The sequence below is a fragment of the Pseudomonas sp. FP2294 genome (assembly GCF_030687625.1).
GTDB lineage: Bacteria > Pseudomonadota > Gammaproteobacteria > Pseudomonadales > Pseudomonadaceae > Aquipseudomonas > Aquipseudomonas shahriarae.
Window position 1 is genome coordinate 235,963 of record NZ_CP117441.1, and the last position, 19,980, is coordinate 255,942.

The 19,980-nt window shown below is 61.3% G+C and carries 18 protein-coding genes; 5 read left to right on the forward strand and 13 right to left on the reverse strand.

All coding sequences use genetic code 11. The features are described from left to right. The 3 genes from tcyL to PSH73_RS01020 all read right to left on the reverse strand — a co-directional run bounded on the left by tcyL (window position 1) and on the right by PSH73_RS01020 (window position 2,630). Window positions 1-666: a cystine ABC transporter permease gene (gene tcyL / locus PSH73_RS01010; RefSeq protein WP_032884921.1), complete on the reverse strand. Its 666-nt coding sequence runs from the start codon at window positions 664-666 to the stop codon at window positions 1-3. Beyond that, on the reverse strand, window positions 666-1,460 hold the full coding sequence (tcyJ, locus tag PSH73_RS01015) for a cystine ABC transporter substrate-binding protein (RefSeq protein ID WP_057437040.1): 795 nt from the start codon (window positions 1,458-1,460) through the stop codon (window positions 666-668). Before tcyJ ends, tcyL begins: the two co-directional genes overlap by 1 nt. Before the next feature lie 177 nt (window positions 1,461-1,637). Then, window positions 1,638-2,630: a D-cysteine desulfhydrase gene (locus PSH73_RS01020; RefSeq protein WP_057437042.1), complete on the reverse strand. Its 993-nt coding sequence runs from the start codon at window positions 2,628-2,630 to the stop codon at window positions 1,638-1,640. A 166-nt stretch (window positions 2,631-2,796) separates the two neighbouring features. Here PSH73_RS01020 and epsC point away from each other — a divergent pair, with 166 nt between their 5' ends. Together epsC and betT are read left to right on the forward strand one after the other, a co-directional pair. Beyond that, window positions 2,797-3,723 (forward strand): serine O-acetyltransferase EpsC, encoded by a 927-nt coding sequence (gene epsC, locus PSH73_RS01025; protein ID WP_057957992.1) that lies wholly within the window; start codon window positions 2,797-2,799, stop codon window positions 3,721-3,723. Window positions 3,724-4,131: 408 nt separating this feature from the next. After that, window positions 4,132-6,096, forward strand: coding sequence for a choline transporter BetT (betT, locus tag PSH73_RS01030; RefSeq protein ID WP_164844872.1), 1,965 nt, complete (start codon window positions 4,132-4,134; stop codon window positions 6,094-6,096). 49 nt (window positions 6,097-6,145) lie between these two features. On the opposite strand, the gene tauD is transcribed toward betT, so the two are convergent. The 7 genes from tauD to PSH73_RS01065 all read right to left on the reverse strand — a co-directional run bounded on the left by tauD (window position 6,146) and on the right by PSH73_RS01065 (window position 14,355). Beyond that, window positions 6,146-6,982 (reverse strand): taurine dioxygenase, encoded by an 837-nt coding sequence (gene tauD / locus PSH73_RS01035; RefSeq protein WP_198830474.1) that lies wholly within the window; start codon window positions 6,980-6,982, stop codon window positions 6,146-6,148. A 12-nt stretch (window positions 6,983-6,994) separates the two neighbouring features. Further along, window positions 6,995-7,822, reverse strand: a complete 828-nt coding sequence (gene tauC, locus PSH73_RS01040; RefSeq protein ID WP_057957994.1) for a taurine ABC transporter permease TauC — start codon at window positions 7,820-7,822, stop codon at window positions 6,995-6,997. Beyond that, entirely contained in the window at window positions 7,819-8,598 is a 780-nt protein-coding gene (tauB, locus tag PSH73_RS01045) for a taurine ABC transporter ATP-binding subunit (RefSeq protein ID WP_057957995.1), read from the reverse strand. Before tauB ends, tauC begins: the two co-directional genes overlap by 4 nt. Before the next feature lie 16 nt (window positions 8,599-8,614). Continuing rightward, window positions 8,615-9,592: a taurine ABC transporter substrate-binding protein gene (gene tauA / locus PSH73_RS01050; RefSeq protein WP_057957996.1), complete on the reverse strand. Its 978-nt coding sequence runs from the start codon at window positions 9,590-9,592 to the stop codon at window positions 8,615-8,617. 244 nt (window positions 9,593-9,836) lie between these two features. After that, window positions 9,837-11,420: a glutamate--cysteine ligase gene (gene gshA, locus PSH73_RS01055; protein ID WP_057437054.1), complete on the reverse strand. Its 1,584-nt coding sequence runs from the start codon at window positions 11,418-11,420 to the stop codon at window positions 9,837-9,839. Window positions 11,421-11,635: 215 nt separating this feature from the next. Beyond that, window positions 11,636-12,019 carry a PaaI family thioesterase gene (locus PSH73_RS01060; protein ID WP_057437056.1) on the reverse strand — a complete coding sequence of 128 codons (384 nt, stop codon included), beginning with the start codon at window positions 12,017-12,019 and terminating at the stop codon, window positions 11,636-11,638. Further along, on the reverse strand, window positions 12,019-14,355 hold the full coding sequence (locus PSH73_RS01065; RefSeq protein WP_115127153.1) for a Tex family protein: 2,337 nt from the start codon (window positions 14,353-14,355) through the stop codon (window positions 12,019-12,021). The genes PSH73_RS01060 and PSH73_RS01065 overlap by 1 nt, the downstream gene beginning before the upstream one ends. Before the next feature lie 334 nt (window positions 14,356-14,689). On the opposite strand from PSH73_RS01065, the gene ompR reads away from it, so the two are divergent. Continuing rightward, window positions 14,690-15,430 carry a two-component system response regulator OmpR gene (gene ompR, locus PSH73_RS01070; RefSeq protein ID WP_032856582.1) on the forward strand — a complete coding sequence of 247 codons (741 nt, stop codon included), beginning with the start codon at window positions 14,690-14,692 and terminating at the stop codon, window positions 15,428-15,430. 116 nt (window positions 15,431-15,546) lie between these two features. After that, window positions 15,547-16,860, forward strand: coding sequence for an ATP-binding protein (locus PSH73_RS01075; protein ID WP_057437058.1), 1,314 nt, complete (start codon window positions 15,547-15,549; stop codon window positions 16,858-16,860). A gap of 129 nt (window positions 16,861-16,989) precedes the next feature. Here PSH73_RS01075 and rimK read toward each other — a convergent pair whose 3' ends face one another. Both rimK and PSH73_RS01085 read right to left on the reverse strand, forming a co-directional pair. Then, window positions 16,990-17,895 carry a 30S ribosomal protein S6--L-glutamate ligase gene (gene rimK, locus PSH73_RS01080; protein WP_057957998.1) on the reverse strand — a complete coding sequence of 302 codons (906 nt, stop codon included), beginning with the start codon at window positions 17,893-17,895 and terminating at the stop codon, window positions 16,990-16,992. Beyond that, on the reverse strand, window positions 17,892-18,308 hold the full coding sequence (locus PSH73_RS01085) for an ATP-dependent zinc protease (RefSeq protein ID WP_239688414.1): 417 nt from the start codon (window positions 18,306-18,308) through the stop codon (window positions 17,892-17,894). Before PSH73_RS01085 ends, rimK begins: the two co-directional genes overlap by 4 nt. 348 nt (window positions 18,309-18,656) lie before the next feature. Between PSH73_RS01085 and PSH73_RS01090 the strand changes: the two genes are divergently transcribed. Then, window positions 18,657-19,064 (forward strand): RNA-binding S4 domain-containing protein, encoded by a 408-nt coding sequence (locus PSH73_RS01090; protein WP_057437060.1) that lies wholly within the window; start codon window positions 18,657-18,659, stop codon window positions 19,062-19,064. A 41-nt stretch (window positions 19,065-19,105) separates the two neighbouring features. Here the strand turns inward: PSH73_RS01090 and PSH73_RS01095 are convergent, their stop codons facing one another. Next, window positions 19,106-19,906: a phosphatase PAP2 family protein gene (locus PSH73_RS01095; RefSeq protein ID WP_057957999.1), complete on the reverse strand. Its 801-nt coding sequence runs from the start codon at window positions 19,904-19,906 to the stop codon at window positions 19,106-19,108. Window positions 19,907-19,980 lie beyond the last annotated feature (74 nt).

A 19,980-nucleotide genomic window follows, 5' to 3' on the forward strand; every position in this document is an offset into this window, starting at 1 on the left:
TCAAGACTCCAGGTCATGCCGGTTGACCCGGTCTTCCAGGCGATTCTGAAAATGCGCCAGGATGCTGGCCAGAACCCAGTAGATCAGGGCTGCGGACAGGTACATGGTGAAAATTTCAAAGGTGCGTGCCGATACCAGTTGGGCCTGGCGGAACAGCTCGGGCACCTGGATGGTGGCGGCCAGCGCCGTATCTTTTACCAGCGAAATAAAGCTGTTGCCCAGGGGCGGCAGGGCCGTACGCATCGCCTGCGGCAGGATGGCCCGGCGCAAGGTCTGTGCGCGGGTCATGCCGATACTGGCGGCAGCTTCCCACTGGCCACGCTCGATGGAGGCAATGGCGGCGCGCAGGATTTCACAGGCATAGGCCGCCATGTTCAGCGAGAAGCCGATCATCGCTGCCGGGATCGGATCCAGCTCGATGCCCACCTGCGGCAAGCCGTAGTAGATCAAGAACAGCTGCACCAGCAACGGCGTGCCGCGAAAGAACGAGACGTAGACCCTGGCCGTCCAGCTCAAGAGCTTGAAGCGCGACAGGCGCATCAAGGCCAGGCCGAAGCCCAGCAGCAAGCCGAAAAACATCCCGCCGAGGCTGAGAATCACCGTGTAGTACGCGCCCTTGAGCAGAAAGGGCGCGGAATCGAGCGCGAGTTGGAAACCTGCTTCCATTATTGGGTGACGTCAGCGTTGAAGTATTTCTCGGACAGCTTCTTCAAAGTGCCGTCGGCGCGCAGTTTGTCGAGGGCCTGGTTGACCGCTTCAAGCAATTCAGGCTCGCCTTTGCGCAGGGCAATCCCGGCTTCCTGGCGGGAGAAGGCTTCACCGGCAGCGGCGGTGTCCTTGGCTTTTTTCGCATATTCCAGGGCCGCCAGGCGGTCGATCAGAATCGCGTCGATACGGCCGATGCGCAGGTCCTGGAATTTGGTGGGGTCGTCGTTATAGGTCTTGATGATGGCTTTGGGTTGGTTGTCCTTGAGCCATTGTTCGTAGTTGGTGCCAAGGCCCACCCCGACTTTCTTGCCGGCCAGGTCGTCGGCGGTCTTGATGGTGTCGACGTTTTTCGCCAGGGTCAGCGCCTGGATCCCGGAGACGGTGTAGGGCTTGGAGAAATCGTATTTTTTCTTGCGCTCTTCGGAGATCGTCACCTGGTTGACCACTGCGTCGAGGCGCTTGGATTCCAGGGCGGCGAGGATGCCGTCCCACGGGGTAGCCTGCAGCTTGACCTTGACCCCCAACTCCTTGGCCAAGGCTTCGGACAGCTCGGCTTCAAAGCCACTGAGCTTGCCGTTTTCATCGACGAAACTGAACGGTGGGTAGGTGCCTTCCAGGCCGATCTTGATCTCGCCGGCCTTCTTGATGTTGCCCAGTTGCTCGCCGGCAACTGCCTGGCCCAGCAAGCCGGCGCCAAGCGCCAGGCCCAATGTGCCAACCAGCAACGTGCGACGCAGTACAGAAATAGTCATGACAAGCCCCTGTGTTTTTTATGGTGAGCGAAGCAGGTGACGCAGTGGTCGTATCCTGCCCTAAAAACGCGGTGTGTGGGAGCGCGACTATAGGGCGAGTTTGAAAGCGTTAAAAATAATATAAATTAAACTTTATATTCCATTTTTGCATATGAAGTAGAGATTCAATGTGTCCAATCAGAACACTGAGTCATAGGCAAACAACGCCGGCGCGCCGCCGGTGTGCAGGAAGATGATCGGCCCTTCAGCGAAGGCCTGGCGACCGATACCGTCGAGCAATCCGGCCATGGCCTTGCCGGTGTAGACCGGGTCCAGCAACAGGCCTTCCTGGCTTGCCAGCAGCTTGATTGCCGCCAGGGTGCCGGCGTTGGGTTCGCCGTAGCGCGGGGCGAAGTATTCGTCCCATAAAATCACGTTGAAGGCGTCGGGTACCGCCACCCCCAGCAACTGCGCCGTGCGCTCGGCCAGGCCTTGAACCTTGGGCCGTTGCGCTTCGTCGGTGCGCGACACGGTGACGCCAATCACCGGCAAGTCCGGCAGCACTTCACTCAACGCCAGGGCCAGGCCGCTGTGGGTGCCGGCGCTGCCGGAGGCCAGGACCACTGCCGCGAACTGCAGGCCGCTGTCTTCGATCTGCCCGGCCAGTTCCAGCCCGGCCCGCACATAACCCAGGGCGCCCAGGGCGTTGGAGCCGCCAATGGGCACTATGTAGGGGTTTTTGCCGTTGCTGCGCAGGCGTTCGGCCAGGGCGTTGAGTTGCTCGTCGGCGTTGTCCAGGTTTTCGACCAATTCGACCTTGGCGTCGAACAGCTCGACCAACAGGCGGTTGCCGTTGCCCAGGTAGTTGGGGTCGTCGGTGCCCGTGGGATTTTCCAGCAGGGCGACACAGCCCAGGCCCAGCTTGGCGGCGAGGGCTGCGGTCTGGCGCACATGGTTGGACTGGATCGCGCCGGCGGTGATCAACGTGTCGGCGCCTTGGGCCAGGGCATCGGCGGCGAGGTATTCGAGCTTGCGCAGCTTGTTGCCGCCCATGGCCAGCGGCGTGGTGTCATCGCGCTTGATGTAGATATCACGGCCCAGCCAGGTCGACAGTCGTTCGAGTTTTTCCAGGGCGGTGGCGCCGCCCAGCAGGTTCAGACGATTAAAACGGTCGAGCTGTTGTTTGATCATGGTTACGCACGGGTAATAGAAGATGGGGAGGACTATAGGCAGGGCTTTTTGCCGGGGCAACCGCCAGATGCTTATGCCAAAGTGTTATTAGCATCGCACCATTGGTTCTTAAGGGCCGCCCGGTTGCATACCGTAAAGTGTGGCCATTACCTCAGGAGGGAATACCGTGAGTGAGCGTTCCAGTCATTGGCAGTTACAGACCATCGTCAGCCAGTTGCGCGGCGCCCGGGATCAATGGCGTACCCGCAATGGGCGGGTCAGCGGCGAGCAGGGCGGTCGCGAGTTACCGTCGCGCGAGGCCGTGGCGCAAATTCTTGAAGCGCTGTGCGGTGCGCTGTTCCCCATGCGCCTGGGCCCGGTGGATCTGCGTGAGGAAAGTGAGGACTTCTACGTCGGCCATACCCTGGATGTGGCGCTCAACGCCTTGCTCGCCCAGGCCCGCCTGGAGTTGCGCTACGCCGCGCGCCAGGGCGGCAATGCCGATAAGGAAGTCGATGCACTGGCCATCCGCTTGATCCAGGACTTTGCCCTGGCTTTGCCGGCGCTGCGCAGCCTGTTGGACACCGATGTGCTGGCGGCCTATCACGGGGATCCGGCTGCACGCACGGTGGATGAGGTGCTGCTGTGCTATCCGGGCATTCTCGCGGTGATCCACCATCGCCTGGCCCACCATTTGTATCGCGCCGGGCTGCCTCTGCTCGCGCGGATCAGCGCGGAAATCGCGCATTCGGCCACTGGCATCGACATTCACCCAGGCGCGCAGATCGGCCCGAGCTTCTTTATCGACCACGGCACGGGTGTGGTGATTGGCGAAACGGCGATCATTGGCGAGCGGGTGCGTATCTATCAGGCGGTGACCCTGGGCGCCAAGCGTTTCCCGGCGGATGAAGATGGGCAGTTGCAGAAGGGCCATCCACGCCACCCGATTGTCGAGGACGATGTGGTGATCTACGCCGGGGCGACGATCCTGGGGCGAATCACCATCGGCAAGGGTTCGACCATTGGCGGCAACGTGTGGCTGACCCGCAGCGTGCCGGCGGGGGCGAATATCACGCAGGCGAACTTGCAGCATGATGACGGGACGCAGAAGTAGCGACGACCTGATGGGGGAGCGGGCTTGTGTGGGAGCGGGCTTGCCCGCGATGGCGGTAGGCCAGTCAAATACCTCTAACCTGACACTCAGTTGTCGCGGGCAAGTCCGCTCCCACAGGGGATGGCATTTCAATTTAGGCCAGCAATCGCTGAACGTTTTACCTTCCCCACACGTCATACCCTTCCTTGAGCTAGTGTAGGAATTACCTACCACTCAGCCCTGCGATTAGTCCCAGACCGCCTATCCATGTTTAACTTGAACGTTCGTTCAAGTTAAACCGGTGGTTCGCTGCCCGCTCACAACAGGAGGCTTACCTTTGCTGAGTCCGTTTTATACAGCCACATCCAATACCCTCGAGGTGCACCGTTCATGAGTGCATCGTCTGTTCCTTCAAGCGGCCAGGTGCGTATGAATGCACCGGTGTTTTACTTCGCCGCCAGCTTCATCCTACTGTTTGGTGTCACCGTAATCGCGATCCCCGAGCAGGCCGGCGCCTGGTTGCTGGCCGCGCAAAACTGGGCGGCCAATACGGTCGGCTGGTACTACATGCTGGCGATGACCCTGTATCTGGTCTTCGTGGTGGTCACCGCGTTGTCTGGCTACGGCAAGATCAAACTCGGTGCCGACCACGACGAGCCCGAATTCAGTTACCTGTCCTGGGCCGGCATGCTGTTTGCCGCCGGGATCAGCATCACGCTGTTTTTCTTCTGCGTCTCGGAACCCTTGACCCACCTGGTGCAACCGCCCCAGGGCGAGGCCTTGAACGCCGACGCGGCGCGCCAGGCCATGCAGGTGCTGTTTCTGCATTGGGGCCTGCATGGCTGGGGCGTCTTTGCGTTCGTCGGCATGGCCCTGGCGTACTTCGCCTACCGGCATAACCTGCCGCTGGCCTTGCGTTCGGCGCTGTACCCGCTGATCGGCAAGCGCATCAATGGCCCCATCGGCTATGCGGTGGATGGCTTCGGCATCATCGCCACGGTGTTCGGCCTGGGCGCGGACATGGGTTTTGGGGTGCTGCACCTCAACTCGGGCCTGGACTACCTGTTCGGCATCGCCCACACCCAATGGATCCAGGTCGGCCTGATCACCCTGATGATGGGCGCGGCGATCCTGGTCGCAGTGGCCGGTGTCGACAAGGGCGTGCGGGTCATGTCCGACATCAACATGCTGCTGGCCTGTGCGCTGCTGCTGTTTGTGTTGTTCGCCGGGCCCACCCAGCATTTGCTCAACACCCTGATCCAGAACGTCGGTGACTACCTGGGCGCACTGCCGACCAAGAGTTTTGACGTCTACGCCTACAACGAGCCCAGCGATTGGCTCGGCGGCTGGACCGTGTTTTATTGGGCCTGGTGGATCGCATGGTCGCCGTTCGTGGGCCTGTTTATCGCACGCATTTCCCGTGGCCGGACCATCCGCGAATTTGTCTTCGGCGTGCTCCTGATCCCACTGGGTTTCACCCTGGCCTGGATGTCGATCTTCGGCAACAGTGCGATTGACCAGGTGCTCAACCACGGCATGGCGGCGCTGGGGCAGTCGGCCATCGACAACCCGTCGATGAGCCTGTACCTGCTGCTGGAAACCTATCCATGGAGCAAGACTGTCATCGCGGTCACGGTGTTTATCAGTTTTGTGTTCTTTGTCACCTCGGCCGACTCCGGCACCGTGGTGCTGTCGACCCTGTCGTCCAAGGGCGGCAATGCCGATGAAGACGGGCCGAAGTGGCTGCGGGTGTTCTGGGGCGCCATGACCGCGCTGGTGACCAGCGCCTTGCTGTTTGCCGGTAGCATTGACTCGCTCAAGTCGGCGGTGGTGCTGACGTCGTTACCGTTCTCGTTGATCCTGCTGTTGATGATGTGGGGGCTGCACAAGGCGTTCTACCTCGAATCGCAGAAGCAGATCGCCCGGATGCATTCCCTGGCACCCGTCTCGGCGGCCTCCCGCAGGGGCCGTGGCGGCTGGCGCCAGCGCCTGAGCCAGGCGGTGCATTTCCCGTCGCGCGATGAGGTGTACCGCTTCCTCGAAACCACGGTACGCCCGGCGATTGAAGAAGTGACGGCAGTGTTTGTCGAGAAGGGCCTGAATGTCGTCACCCAGCCTGACCCGTCCAACGACAGTGTCAGCCTGGAAATCGGCCACGGCGAAGAGCGCCCGTTTGTCTATCAGGTGCAGATGCGCGGCTACTTCACGCCGTCCTTTGCCCTCGGTGGCCTGGGCTCGAAGGCAATCAACAACCGTCGCTACTACCGCGCGGAAGTGCACTTGAGCGAAGGCAGCCAGGATTACGACCTGGTGGGCTACACCAAGGAGCAGATCATCAACGACATCCTTGACCAGTACGAACGGCACTTGCAGTTCCTGCATCTGGTCCGCTGATGCAACCTTTGTAGGCGCCGGCTTGCCGGCGCCTACAGGGCGTGTCGGATCAGAACGGCACATCACCCAGAATCGTCGCCCGATGCATCACACGCCGCTGTGGCCGATAGTCGTCCACGGCGTAGTGCTGCGTCACGCGGTTGTCCCAGAAGGCCACGTCGTTGACTTGCCAGCGCCAGCGCAGGGTGAATTCCGGGCGAGTGGCGTGGGCGAACAACAGCTTGAGGATGACTTCGCTTTCGGCCGGCTCCAGTTCGTTGATCTTGCTGGTGAAGCCCTCACTGACAAACAGCGATTTACGCCCGCTGACCGGGTGGGTGCGGATCACCGGGTGGGACAGGGGCGGGTTCTTTTTGCGCGCTTCTTCCCAGCGGGCCAGGTCTTGGGCGGTGTTGCCGTAACGTTCCTGAGGGAACGAGCGGGTGAAGTCATGGGTTGCCGTCAGGCCGGTCAAAAAAATCTTCATCGGTTCCGACAGTGCCTCGTAGGCCGCAATACCGCTGGCCCACAAAGTGTCACCGCCAAAGGCCGGCAGCAGCTTGGCGCTGAGCACCGCGCCCAGGGCCGGGGTGGGCAGGAAGGTCACGTCGGTGTGCCAGATGGCATTGTCGCGCACGTCGGTGACGGCGGTGTCGAGCACCAGCACTTCAGGCTGCTCGGGCACGTTGGGGTAGATCGGGTGAATATGCAGGTCACCGAAATTCGCCGCGAAGCGCGCTTGCTGCTGCGGGGTGATCGGCTGGTCGCGAAAGAACAGCACCGAATGCTGGAGCAGCGCGCGCTCGATGGCGTCGCGCTGTTCGAGGTTCAGCGCCTGGGTGATATCGACGCCACTGATCTGGGCGCCCAGGGCGGTGCTTAAGGGGGTAACGGTCAGGTGGCTCATGTTGTTCTCTTCCTAGTGGGCCTGGCCATGCCAAGGCACCCATTTACGCTGCAGGGCGCGCAGGCCCATTTCCATGGCAAAGGCGATCAGCGCGATCACCAGGATGCCCAGTACCACCACGTCGGTGACCAAAAATTGCGCGGCCGACTGCACCATGAACCCCAGGCCGCTGGTGGCGGCGATCAACTCGGCGGCCACCAGGGTCGACCAACCGACACCCAGGCCGATGCGCACGCCGGTAAGGATATCGGGCAGGGCGCTGGGCAAGATCACATGGCGGATCAACTGCGCCCGCGTGGCGCCCAGGGACTGCGCTGCGCGCAATTTGGCCGGGTCGACCGTGCGCACGCCGGTGGCGGTGGCGATGGCAATCGGGGCGAAGATCGCCAGGTAGATCAGCAACACCTTGGACAGCTCACCGATGCCGCACCAGATCACGATCAAGGGCAGGTAGGCCAGCGGCGGGATCGGCCTGTAGAACTCGATCAGCGGGTCGAGAATGCCGCGGGCGATGCGGTTGGCGCCGATAGCAATGCCGATCGGCACGGCGGTCAGCACTGCAAAGCCCAGGCCCAGGCCGATACGGCCAAGGCTGGCACCCAGGTGCTGCCAGAGGGTGGAGTCCATATAGCCGCTGGTCGCCAGCAGCCAGCCCTTTTGCAGCACGGCAGACGGAGGCGGCAGGAACAGCGGCTCGATCAGCCCGCTGGCGGTCACGGCCCACCACAGCGCCAGCAGCGCACCCAGGGTCAGCCCGCTGATCCAGCGTGTGCTCAGGTTGCGGCGCAGCGCCGGGGTGGCCGGGCTGACGGCGGTGGCCGGGATTTCATAACTGCTCATGCGGACACCTGCCGTTGCGAGAACACTTTGCTCAGCACGTGTTCGCGGGTTTCGATAAACCGTGGGTCGGACTTGATCGCACGGGCCGACTCGCCGGCCGCGTAACGCTGGCCAAAGTCCAGGCTCAGGCGCTCGACGATTTGCCCGGGGTTGGGCGCCAGCAGAATCAGGTCGGTGGCGAGGAACACCGCTTCTTCGATGTCATGGGTGATCAGGAATACCGGCTTGGCCGTGCGCCGCCAGACTTGCAGCAGCAGTTCCTGCATCTGTTCACGGGTGAAGGCATCGAGGGCGCCGAAGGGTTCGTCCATCAGCAGCACCCGTGGGTCGGCAGCCAGGGCGCGGGCCAGGCCGACGCGTTGTTTCTGCCCGCCAGACAGCTGCCAGATGCGCCGGCTATCAAAACCGGCCAGGTCCACCAGGGCAAGCATTTCTCGGGCGCGGACTTGCCGCTGGGCCTTGGGCACACCGGCCAGCTCCAGGCCGAAGCCGACATTGGCCAGCACGTCTTGCCAGGGCAGCAGGGCGTCGTCCTGGAACACCACGCCACGCTCGGCACTCGGGCCTTGCACGGGCACGCCATCGAGGGTGATGCGTCCGGCGCTGGGTTCGACGAAGCCGGCAATCAGGTTCAACAGCGAAGTCTTGCCACTGCCGGAAGGGCCGAGGGCCACCAGCAATTGCTGGGGGCCGAGGGTCAGGGAAATATCCGCCAGCACGGGCGTGGTTGCGCCTGGGTACTGTGCGCTGATGCGCTCCAGCTGTAGCAAGGCCATCGCGATGAACTCCTGATCAGTTAGTGATGAACTTGGCGCTGACGTAAGGGGCGTAGTCCGGCAGCACGGCCTCGACCTTGCCTTGTTCCTTGAGGAACGCGGCGGTATCGGTCACGGCCTTGGTGGTCGGGGCGCCAAGTAGCGTCACTTGGTCGGCGGCCAGTGGGTAGACGTTGCCTTGCAGCAGCAGCGGGATATCACTGGCCTTGGCGCCGGAGAGCTTCACCAGTTTGTCGACGTTGCCCTTATCGGCCAGCCAGGCTTGTGGGTCTTTACGGTATTGGGCGTAGGCATCAAGGGTGACTTTGGCAAAGGCGCTGACAATTTCCGGGTGCTTCTCGGCAAAGTCCTTACGCACGATCCAGGCATCGAAGGTCGGAGCGCCGAACTTGGCCAGTTCGCCAGAGGTGATCAGCACCTTGCCGTTTTCCTTGGCCACACCCAGGGCCGGATCCCAGACATAAGTGGCGTCGATATCGCCACGCTTCCAGGCGGCGATGATGGCCGGCGGGGCGAGGTTGAGTACGGTGACTTTCGACGGGTCGATGTTCCAGTGCTTGAGCGCGGCCAACAGGCTGTAGTGGCCGGTGGAAACAAACGGCACGGCGATTTTCTTGCCGATCAGGTCCTGCGGGCTGTTGATCCCGGAACCGTTGCGCGCCACCAGGGCTTCGGCGCCACCGATCTGGGTGGCGACGAGGAAGGTCTGCACCGGCACTTTGCGGGTGATGGCTGCGGTCAGCGGGCTGGAACCGAGGTAGCCGATCTGCACATCGCCGGACGCGATGGCGGCGATGATATCGGCGCCATTGTCGAATTTTCGCCAGTCGATAGTGGCGTTCGTGGCTTTTTCATAAGCGCCGTCGGCCTGGGCGACTTTGGCCGGGTCAACGGTGGTCTGGTAGGCGATGGTCACGTCGGCCGCCTGGGCAAACAGGCTGGCGCCGGCCAGGGACAGGGCCGCCAGGAGGCGTAAAGGGGAAGGTCGTAGCATGGAGAAGCTCCTCATCAGGCGGCCAGACGTTGGCGTGTGAGGAGACTAAATGATCTAAGAATCCGAAAATAAATAACCTTTTCGAATTAGCTTATGAGGAGAAAAGTGCAAACAGAGCTTCAGGGCCATGAAATTAATGGGGGAGCTGGCTTGCCTGCAATAGCGGTGTAACAGCCGACATCTTATTTGGATGTGACGGCCTCATCGCAGGTAAGCCAGCTCCCACTGGGGGCATCGGATGGCGTCAGTTACTGATCGCCAGGATGCTCGCCTGGTACGCCCCGACAAACACGTCGAAATCGCCCACTTCGTTCTGCTCCAGCTCCGCCTGTTGCGCCAGCGATGTACGCGCCAGCTCTTCAAAACGCGCCTGCTCGTCTGCCGGCAACGGCTCGCTACGGAAGTACTCGGCATGCACTTCGCTCTGACGCAGGGAGAACTGCGCAAAGCTTTCCTTGTGCTCCTGCATCGCGGCCAACACTTGGGCCGACGGGGTCAGGGACGAATCCTGGATCTTCGCCAACTGGGCATCCAGTGCCTGGCTGTGTTCGCTGATGCCCTGGCTCTGGTCCAGCAGGGCAGCCAGCGGGGCGATTTTCTCCAGCAGTTCGGCGGCCCATTCCTTCATTTCCACCGCCTGGCCGCGACGCTGCAATTGCAGCCCCGGACGCCGGCCTTCCTTGACCACACTGAGGAAGTTCGACGTGGCATTGCCGCACTCGTTGTTTTCGAACAGCGGGCTGTCGTCCAGCGCGCAGTACAGCAGGAACGCGTCGAGGAAGCGCGACTCCGGCAGGTCGATGCCCATCGGCAGGAACGGGTTGATGTCCAGGCAGCGCACTTCGATGTACTGGATGCCACGGGCCATCAGCGCCTGGATCGGCCGTTCGCCGGTGTAGGTCACGCGTTTGGGGCGGATGTTGGAGTAGTACTCGTTTTCGATCTGCAGGATGTTGGTGTTGAGCTGTACCCACTCACCATCCTTATGGGTGCCGACTTCGACGTAGGGCGCGTAGGGCGTTGCCACCGCTTCGCGCAGGCTGTCGGTGTAGCTGGCCAGATCGTTATAGCAAGGGGTCAGGCCGGCCTGGGCGTTGCTCTGGTAACCCAGATCGCTCATGCGCAGGCTGGTGGCATAGGGCAGGTACAGGGTGTCGGCATCGAACTGTTCCAGCTGGTGGGAACGCCCGCGCAGGAAACCCGCATCCAGGGCTGGCGAGGCACCGAACAGGTACATCAGCAGCCAGCTGTAGCGGCGGAAGTTACGGATCAGCGCGATATAGGCCGTGGACTGGTAGTCACGGTCGGTGCCCACGAAGCCTTCGGCTTCCTTGAGCAACGGCCACAGCTCTTCCGGCAGGGAGAAGTTGTAGTGGATACCGGCGATGCACTGCATGGTCTTGCCGTAGCGCAGGGCCAGGCCCTTGCGATAGACGTATTTGAGCTGTCCGATATTGGAGGTGCCGTAATAGGCAATCGGAATATCTTCCTCGGCCGGCAACGGGCACGGCATCGATGGACTCCACAGGTACTCGTTGCCGAGCTTGCTGTAGGCAAAACGATGAATTTTGTCGAGGCTGCGCAGGGTATCTGCCGGGTTGGGCAGTGCCGGCGTGATGAACTCCAGCAGCGACTCGGAATAGTCGGTGGTAATCGACTCATGGGTCAATGCGGCGCCCAGGGCCTCTGGATGCGGCGTTTGAGCCAGGCGGCCTTCGCCGGTGACACGCAGGCATTCTCGCTCGATGCCGTGCAGGCAGTGCTCAAGCAAAGAGAGGTGTTCGCGCTTGCCGAGCAGAGCCAGGCGGCGGTTGAGAAGTTCGCTCAAGTTGGATTCCTTCACGCGTCAGTCGCCCCAATATGGGGGTGGGCAAGACGGTCTACAAGGGTGAAGTTAAAACTGGCGTTATCGCCTGGTTTTCGAGCCGGAACAACCTGCTCTGAAAGTGCCGACTTCATTCCCTGAATTTGGCTATCGCGCAGGAAGAAAATTCCGACGCTGTTTTCGCAGCGCCGAAATTAACCCAAATTGATGACAGGGAGCTATAGGACAGCGAAGGTGCCTTGTGCTTTTGCGACGAGTCTTTCGTCCTGATACACCTCGGCCTCGACCACCAGCGTGCGCCGGCCGGGGTGGATGACCCGGGCGGTGCACAGCACGTCACCGTCGGACACGGCACGGATGTAGTTGATTTTGCACTCGATGGTCGCGCTCTGCTGGTCAAAACCGTGGGAGCTGGAACAGGCCAGCCCCATGGCAATGTCCACCAGGCTGAAAATCGCCCCGCCATGGAGCTTGCCCGCGCGGTTGCGCAATTGTGGCTCCAGGCTCAGGGCAACCTCGGCAACGCCTTGGTCCAGGCGTTGCAGACGGCAGCCGAGCAGCTCGCTGAAGGCGCTGTGGGTCAAGCCGGCTGGCAGCTCCATCAGCGCTTTTTCAACTGCTTGGCGTTGGCGAACAGCGAAGCCATGGCGTTATTGGCCGGGGCTGCGGTGGTGGCTTCCTTACGCGGTGCAGTGTTTTCCGAACGGTTTTGCGACTGGCGTGGTGCTGAACCCGGGCGTGCGCCACGGGCACCGTCGATTTTCTCGCCGGGGGTATCGCTCATGCGCATCGACAGGCCCACGCGTTTGCGCGGGATATCCACTTCCATGACCTTGACCTTGACCACATCCCCGGCCTTCACCGCCTCGCGCGGATCCTTGATGAACTTCTCTGAAAGCGCGGAGATATGCACCAAACCGTCCTGATGCACACCGATATCCACAAATGCGCCGAAGTTGGTCACGTTGGTCACCACGCCTTCGAGGATCATCCCCAGTTGCAAGTCCTTGAGGTCTTCGACGCCTTCCTGGAACTCGGCGGTCTTGAACTCCGGACGCGGGTCGCGGCCCGGTTTTTCCAGTTCTTGCAGGATGTCGGTGATGGTCGGCACACCGAAGGTTTCGTCGGTGTACTTCTTCGGATCCAGGCGCTTGAGGAACGCGGCGTCGCCGATCAGCGAGCGGATATCGCGGTCGGTTTCAGCGGCGATGCGCTGTACCAGCGGATAGGCTTCCGGGTGGACTGCCGAGGCGTCGAGCGGGTTGTCACCGTTCATCACGCGCAGGAAGCCGGCGGCCTGTTCGAAGGTTTTTTCGCCAAGGCGTGCGACTTTTTTCAGCGCCGCTCGGGTCTTGAACGCGCCGTTTTCATCGCGATGGGTGACGATATTCTGCGCCAGGGTGGAGTTGAGGCCGGAAATCCGCGCCAGCAGGGCAACCGAGGCAGTGTTGACGTCGACGCCGACCTTGTTCACACAGTCTTCCACCACTGCATCCAGGCCGCGCGCCAGTTTCAGCTGCGACACGTCGTGCTGGTACTGGCCGACGCCAATGGATTTAGGGTCGATCTTCACCAGCTCGGCCAGTGGATCCTGCAGGCGGCGTGCGATGGACACCGCGCCACGGATCGACACGTCGAGGTCGGGGAATTCCTTGGAGGCCAGTTCCGACGCCGAGTACACCGAAGCGCCCGCCTCGGAGACCATGACCTTGGTCATTTTCATGCCTGGGTATTTTTTGATCAGCTCCAGGGCCAGCTTGTCGGTTTCGCGGCTGGCGGTGCCGTTGCCGATGGCAATCAGGTCTACCGCATGCTTGGCGCACAGGGCGGCGAGGATGGCGATGGTCTGGTCCCACTTGTTGTGCGGCACGTGCGGGTACACGGTGGCGTGGTCCAGCAGCTTGCCGGTGGCGTCGACCACGGCGACCTTGCAACCGGTGCGCAGGCCCGGGTCCAGGCCCAGGGTTGCGCGCGGGCCGGCCGGAGCGGCCAGCAGCAGGTCGTGCAGGTTGTGGGCGAATACGTTGATCGCCTCGGTCTCGGCGCCGTCGCGCAGCTCGCCCAGCAGGTCGGTTTCCAGGTGGGTGTAGAGCTTGACCTTCCAGGTCCAGCGCACGACTTCACTGAGCCATTTATCCGCAGGACGATTCTGATTCTGGATGCCGAATTGTTGGCCGATCATGCCTTCGCACGGGTGCATGGTGCCCGGCAGTTCGTCGCCGACCTTCAGCGCGGAGCTGAGAATGCCTTCGTTGCGGCCGCGGAAAATGGCGAGGGCGCGGTGGGACGGCATGCTTTTCAGTGGTTCGTCGTGCTCGAAGTAATCGCGGAACTTGGCGCCTTCTTCCTCTTTGCCGGCGATCACACGGGCGCTGAGGGTGGCTTCCTGTTTCAGGTAGTTACGCAATTTTTCCAGCAGGTTGGCGTCTTCGGCGAAACGCTCCATGAGGATGTACTTGGCGCCTTCGAGGGCGGCCTTGACGTCGGCCACGCCTTTTTCGCCATCGACAAAGCGCGCGGCTTCGGTTTCCGGGGTCAGGGACGGGTCGTTGAACAGACCGTCGGCCAGCTCGCCGAGGCCGGCTTCCAGGGCGATCTGGCCCTTGGTGCGGCGCTTCTGCTTGTACGGCAGGTACAAGTCTTCGAGGCGGGTCTTGGTGTCGGCGAGCTTGATATCGCGTTCGAGTTGCGGGGTCAGCTTGCCCTGCTCCTGGATGCTGGCGAGAATGCTGACACGCCGTTCGTCGAGTTCTCGCAGGTAGCGCAGGCGCTCTTCCAGATGCCGCAGCTGGATATCATCGAGGCTGCCGGTCACTTCTTTACGGTAACGGGCGATGAAGGGCACGGTGGAGCCTTCATCCAGTAGAGCGACGGCCGCTTCGACCTGTTGTGGGCGTACACCGAGTTCCTCGGCGATGCGGCTGTTGATGCTGTCCATAAAACCACCTGAAATTCTTGAAAGCAGTGCGCAGGCCCGGAAAACAAGGCTCTGCGCGGCTGGTTGAGCGGCCCGACTGGCGCCGCTGCCTGGGTCAAGAGGCAGCCTATTGACCCTCGAAATCGAAAAAGTCACGACAAGCAGATGAAAAAACACCAGGCCGGCCACGGTATTGCCCGGCACTGAGGCGCGGCATTATAACCAGCGATCCGTTCTTGGGGGGATTGCGCCAGGCGCCGGCGCACTGGTGGTTGGAGAAAAATCTGCTAACAATGCGTACCGTGCGTATAACGGCAGCTAAGCCATAATGCGCGCCAGATAAGAGGAGCATCCAATGAGCAGCACTGCACAAACTGCTGAAGGCGAAAAAATTCTCATCGTTGATGACGATCCGGGGCTGAGCAGCCTGCTGGAGCGGTTCTTCACCTCCAAGGGCTACCGTGCCCGCGCGGTGCCGAACACCGAGCAGATGGACCGCCTGCTCGGGCGCGAAGTCTTCAACCTGGTCGTGCTCGACCTGATGTTGCCCGGCGAAGACGGCCTGACCGCCTGCAAGCGCTTGCGCAGCACCAACAACCAGATCCCGATCATCATGCTGACCGCCAAGGGCGATGAGCTGAGCCGTATCAAGGGCCTGGAACTGGGCGCCGACGACTACCTGGCCAAGCCATTCAACCCCGACGAGCTGATGGCGCGGGTCAAGGCCGTATTGCGTCGCCAGGCGGCTCCCGTACCGGGCGCGCCAGGCAGCGAAGATGAAAGCGTGACCTTTGGTGACTACGAACTGTCGCTGGCTACCCGTGAGCTCAAGCGTGGCGAAGAAGTCCACATGCTCACCACGGGCGAATTCGCGGTGCTCAAGGCGCTGGTGATGAACGCTCGCCAACCGCTGACCCGTGACAAGCTGATGAACCTGGCCCGTGGTCGTGAATGGGACGCCCTGGAGCGCTCCATCGATGTGCAGATTTCCCGTCTGCGCCGGATGATCGAGCCGGATCCGTCCAAGCCGCGTTATATCCAGACAGTGTGGGGCGTGGGTTACGTGTTTGTGCCGGATGGCACGGCAACCAAGTAATCGATGATTTGCACATGCGGGTATTCCGGAGTTCGATCCCAAGGGGTCGGCCGGATGCCCGGCGTCTGCAATTCTGCGAGCGTGGCTCGCTCTTGCCAGGTGTCTAGCTGTCTTCTATGAAAACCCCGCTGTGGTTCCCCCAAAGTTTCTTCTCCCGCACCCTTTGGCTGGTGCTGATCGTCGTGCTGTTTTCCAAGGCGCTGACCCTCGTTTATCTGTTGATGAACGAAGACGTGCTGGTGGACCGGCAGTACAGCCATGGTGTTGCGCTGACATTGCGTGGCTACTGGGCTGTGGATCCCGAGAACCGCGAAAAAGTCGCCAAGGCGTCGACGTTGACCCGCGTGGATGGGGCTGGCGTGCCGGAAGGCGAGCAGCATTGGCCTTACAGCGAGATCTACCAGCGCCAGATGCAGGCCGAACTGGGTGAAGACACCGAGGTGCGCTTGCGCATGCATGTATCACCCGCCCTCTGGGTGCGCGCGCCGAGCCTGGGCGATGCATGGATCAAGGTTCCGCTGTATCCGCACCCGCTGCGGGGGCAGAAGATCTGGAACGTACTCGGCTGGTTCCTGGCCATCGGCCTGCTTTCCACCGCGTCGGCCTGGATTTTCGTGCGCCAGCTCAACCAGCCGCTCAAGCGCCTGGTGTTCGCCGCCAGGCAACTGGGGCAGGGGCGCAGCGTGCGCCTGCCGATCAGCGATACGCCCAGCGAAATGACCGAGGTCTATAGCGCGTTCAACCAGATGGCCGAGGATGTCGAACAGGCCGGTCGCGAGCGTGAGCTGATGCTGGCCGGGGTGTCCCACGACCTGCGCACGCCGCTGACACGCTTGCGCCTGTCCCTGGAACTGATGGGTAACCACACCGACCTGACCGATGACATGGTCCGTGATATCGAAGACATGGACGCGATTCTCGACCAGTTCCTGGCGTTTATCCGCGATGGTCGCGATGAGGTGGTGGAAGAAGTGGACCTGACCGACCTGGTCCGCGAGGTCGTGGCGCCCTATAACCAGAATGGTGAGCAGGTGCACATGCGCCTGGAGCCGATCCAGCCCTTTGCGTTGCGCCGGGTCTCGATGAAGCGCCTGTTGAACAACCTGATCGGCAACGCCTTGCATCATGCGGGCACCGAGGTGGAAGTCGCCGCCTATGTGTCTGGTGACACCAACGCGCCCTATGTGGTGCTGAGTGTCATGGACCGTGGCGCCGGGATTGATCCGGCGGAGCTGGAGGGCATTTTCAACCCCTTCACCCGTGGCGACCGTGCCCGTGGTGGCAAAGGCACCGGCCTGGGGCTGGCGATTGTGCGGCGGATTGCCTCGATGCATGGTGGCAATGTTGAGCTGCGCAACCGTGCCGATGGCGGGCTGGAAGCGCGGGTGCGCTTGCCGTTGGGGCTGATGTTGCCAAGGGATGCGGTCTAAGCCACGACGAAAATCAAATGTGGGAGCTGGTTTGCCTGCGAAAAAAACTAACAGTGATGTTGAATGTTAGTCAGTCATCGCAGGCAAGCCAGCTCCCACACTGGTTTGTGCTGCTCTAAAGGGCGTATTTCAGCCCTTGCCCTTGGTCCGGGTCAGATTTGGCCCGCTGTTCTTCTCCAGATGCTGAATGATGATCCCCGCCACATCCTTGTTGGTGGTGGTCTCAATTCCTTCCAGGCCTGGTGACGAGTTGACTTCCATCACCAGTGGCCCGTGGTTCGAGCGCAGGATATCCACGCCCGCCACACTCAAGCCCATGACCTTGGCTGCGCGCAGGGCGGTCATGCGTTCTTCCGGGGTGATCTTGATCAGGCTGGCGCTGCCACCCCGATGCAGGTTGGAGCGAAACTCCCCCGGCTTGGCCTGGCGCTTCATCGCGGCAATCACCTTGTCCCCCACCACGAAGCAACGGATATCGGCCCCGCCGGCTTCCTTGATGTATTCCTGGACCATGATGTTCTGCTTGAGACCCATGAACGCTTCGATCACCGACTCTGCCGCCGTGGCGGTTTCACACAGCACCACGCCAATGCCCTGGGTGCCTTCCAGCACCTTGATCACCAATGGCGCACCGTTGACCATCTCGATCAGGTCGGGAATGTCATCGGGGGAATGGGCAAAACCAGTCACGGGCAAGCCGATGCCCCGGCGCGACAGCAATTGCAGGGAGCGCAGCTTGTCCCGGGAGCGGGCAATGGCCACCGATTCGTTGAGCGGAAACACCCCCATCATTTCAAACTGGCGCAGGACCGCGCAGCCGTAGAACGTCACCGAGGCCCCGATACGCGGGATCACCGCGTCGAAGCCTTCCAGTGGTTTGCCCCGGTAGTGGATCTGCGGCTTATGACTGGCAATGTTCATATAGGCGCGCAACGTATCGATCACCACCATCTCATGGCCCCGTTCGGTGCCGGCCTCGACCAGACGGCGGGTGGAATACAGACGCGGGTTACGCGACAGCACAGCGATCTTCATGCAACACCTGTGGCAGCAATAGTGGAGACCGGGAACACCGGCTTGTCTTGAACGTACTTGAGCCCCGGGTTGACCACTAACTGGCCGTCGATCAGGGCTTTGGAACCTAGCAACAGGCGGTAACGCATGGTTTTGCGGCAAGCCAGGGTGAACTCCACCCTCCATACCCGATCACCCAGGGCCAGGGTGGTGCTGATGACGTAGCGCACCTGCGCCTGGCCGTTGGAGCTTTTAATGGTTTTCATGGCCACCAGCGGTGCTTCGCAGCGCCGGTGACGCAGTTGCACCACGCTGCCCAGGTGCGCCGTAAAGCGCAGCCATTTTTCACCGTCACGCTCAAAAGGCTCGATCTCGGTGGCATGCAGGCTGGAGGTACTGGCGCCGGTGTCGATCTTTGCGCGCAGGCCCGCCACACCCAAATCGGGAAGCGCCACCCATTCACGCAGACCGACAACGGTCAAATGGTCAAATGTCTTCAATATGAACAACCGGCAATCAGGGAAGTTTCTACGTCATACGACACTAGCGTCCAATAGCTCACGGATTGTGACAACCCAGGACCGTTGACGAGCGCTTGGCGCCGAATTCGCGGTATTCACGCAGAATATTCACCAAATGGCGACAGATATCTTCACACCATAAAAAACCACGGCTGAAGGGAAACTGCCTGACACCTGGCGTATCTTAGGTGAGCCTTGGCGTTTGTGCGTCGAAGGGATTCGACTGTTAAGTTGCGACATTTTTCAGAGCGAGGAATTCAAGTGGCTCAAAAGCAGGAAGAGGACGAAAAAGTCCGTTTGGACAAGTGGCTGTGGGCCGCACGTTTCTACAAGACCCGGGCCTTGGCCAAGGCCGCCATCGAGAGCGGCAAGGTGCATTGCCGAGGCGAGCGCTGCAAGCCGGGCAAGGAGCCGCGTGTTGGCGACGAGTTGCAGATTCGCATCGGCTTTGATGAGAAAACCGTGTTGGTGGAGGCGCTCTCCATTGTCCGCCGAGGCGCGCCTGAAGCCCAGGCGCTGTACACCGAGACCCCCGCCAGTATTGCCAAGCGCGAGAATGCGGCGGCCATGCGCAAGGCCGGAGCCTTGGGTATGAGCACCGACGGCAAACCGAGCAAGAAACAGCGCCGCGACCTGTTCAAGTTTCGCGGCAGCGGCAATGATGATTGAGGGGTTACGTGCAGGAGCCGATCAGGCTCCTGCACCAGGGCTCAGGCGTTGCGGATCACGCTCAGGCGATTGATCGCGGGTACCCGTTGAAGCAGCCGGAATACCGGTTCGGTTATGCGTAGCAGCCAAGCTGAGACCTTCGCCGCAAACGGTGTGTAGTAACCCCAACCCAGCGCTAACAGCGCCAGCAGTACGCCACCGATGTAGTCGTCCTGCCCCCAGTGAGCACCTGCCACCAGGCGCGGCATCATAAACAGCAGTGCCAGGCCCCAGATCAGCACCACCTGGCCGATCCGCTTGGCAAACACGCTCATGAACATCCCCCAGATCAGCAACACTGAAGCATGATCACCGGGGAAACTCTGGCTGGAACGGTCTTTCAATTCCCAGGTTTTTTCCAGGTTCGGGAAGTAATCGCTCATATGGATCGCTCCACTGATCACCATCGACGGGCTATTGTGCTGCCAGCCCATCTGCGCCGCGAGCTTGGAAAACAGCATACGGATAAACAGCAGTAACAGCAGAATCGCGAGGAAGCCGAAAAACGCCTGGCGTACTTCAATCGCCTTGAACACCCATTCGCCGCGAATCAGCAGCATCAGCAGGATCACCCCGACCACCGCATCAAATGGCCGCAGGCTGGCGATCGCCCATACATGCAGCCAGGTCGGGTTGCTGGCCAGCGGGTCGTTGAGCAGATGAAACAGCCATTCGTCGAATATCACGCAAAGCATCTGGCCTGCGGGCCATAGCCAAAAACACAGCAGCCCCAGAGCGAGTAAATTGCACAGGGCCAATCGCCCGAGGTTCCACTTGGCTTGGAACAAACCCGGATTGTTCATAAACTGTTTCCTCTTCGCTCTAAACTCTCTTCACCTATCAGAAGAAAAGCGCACCAAATTGGTGCTAAAGCGCA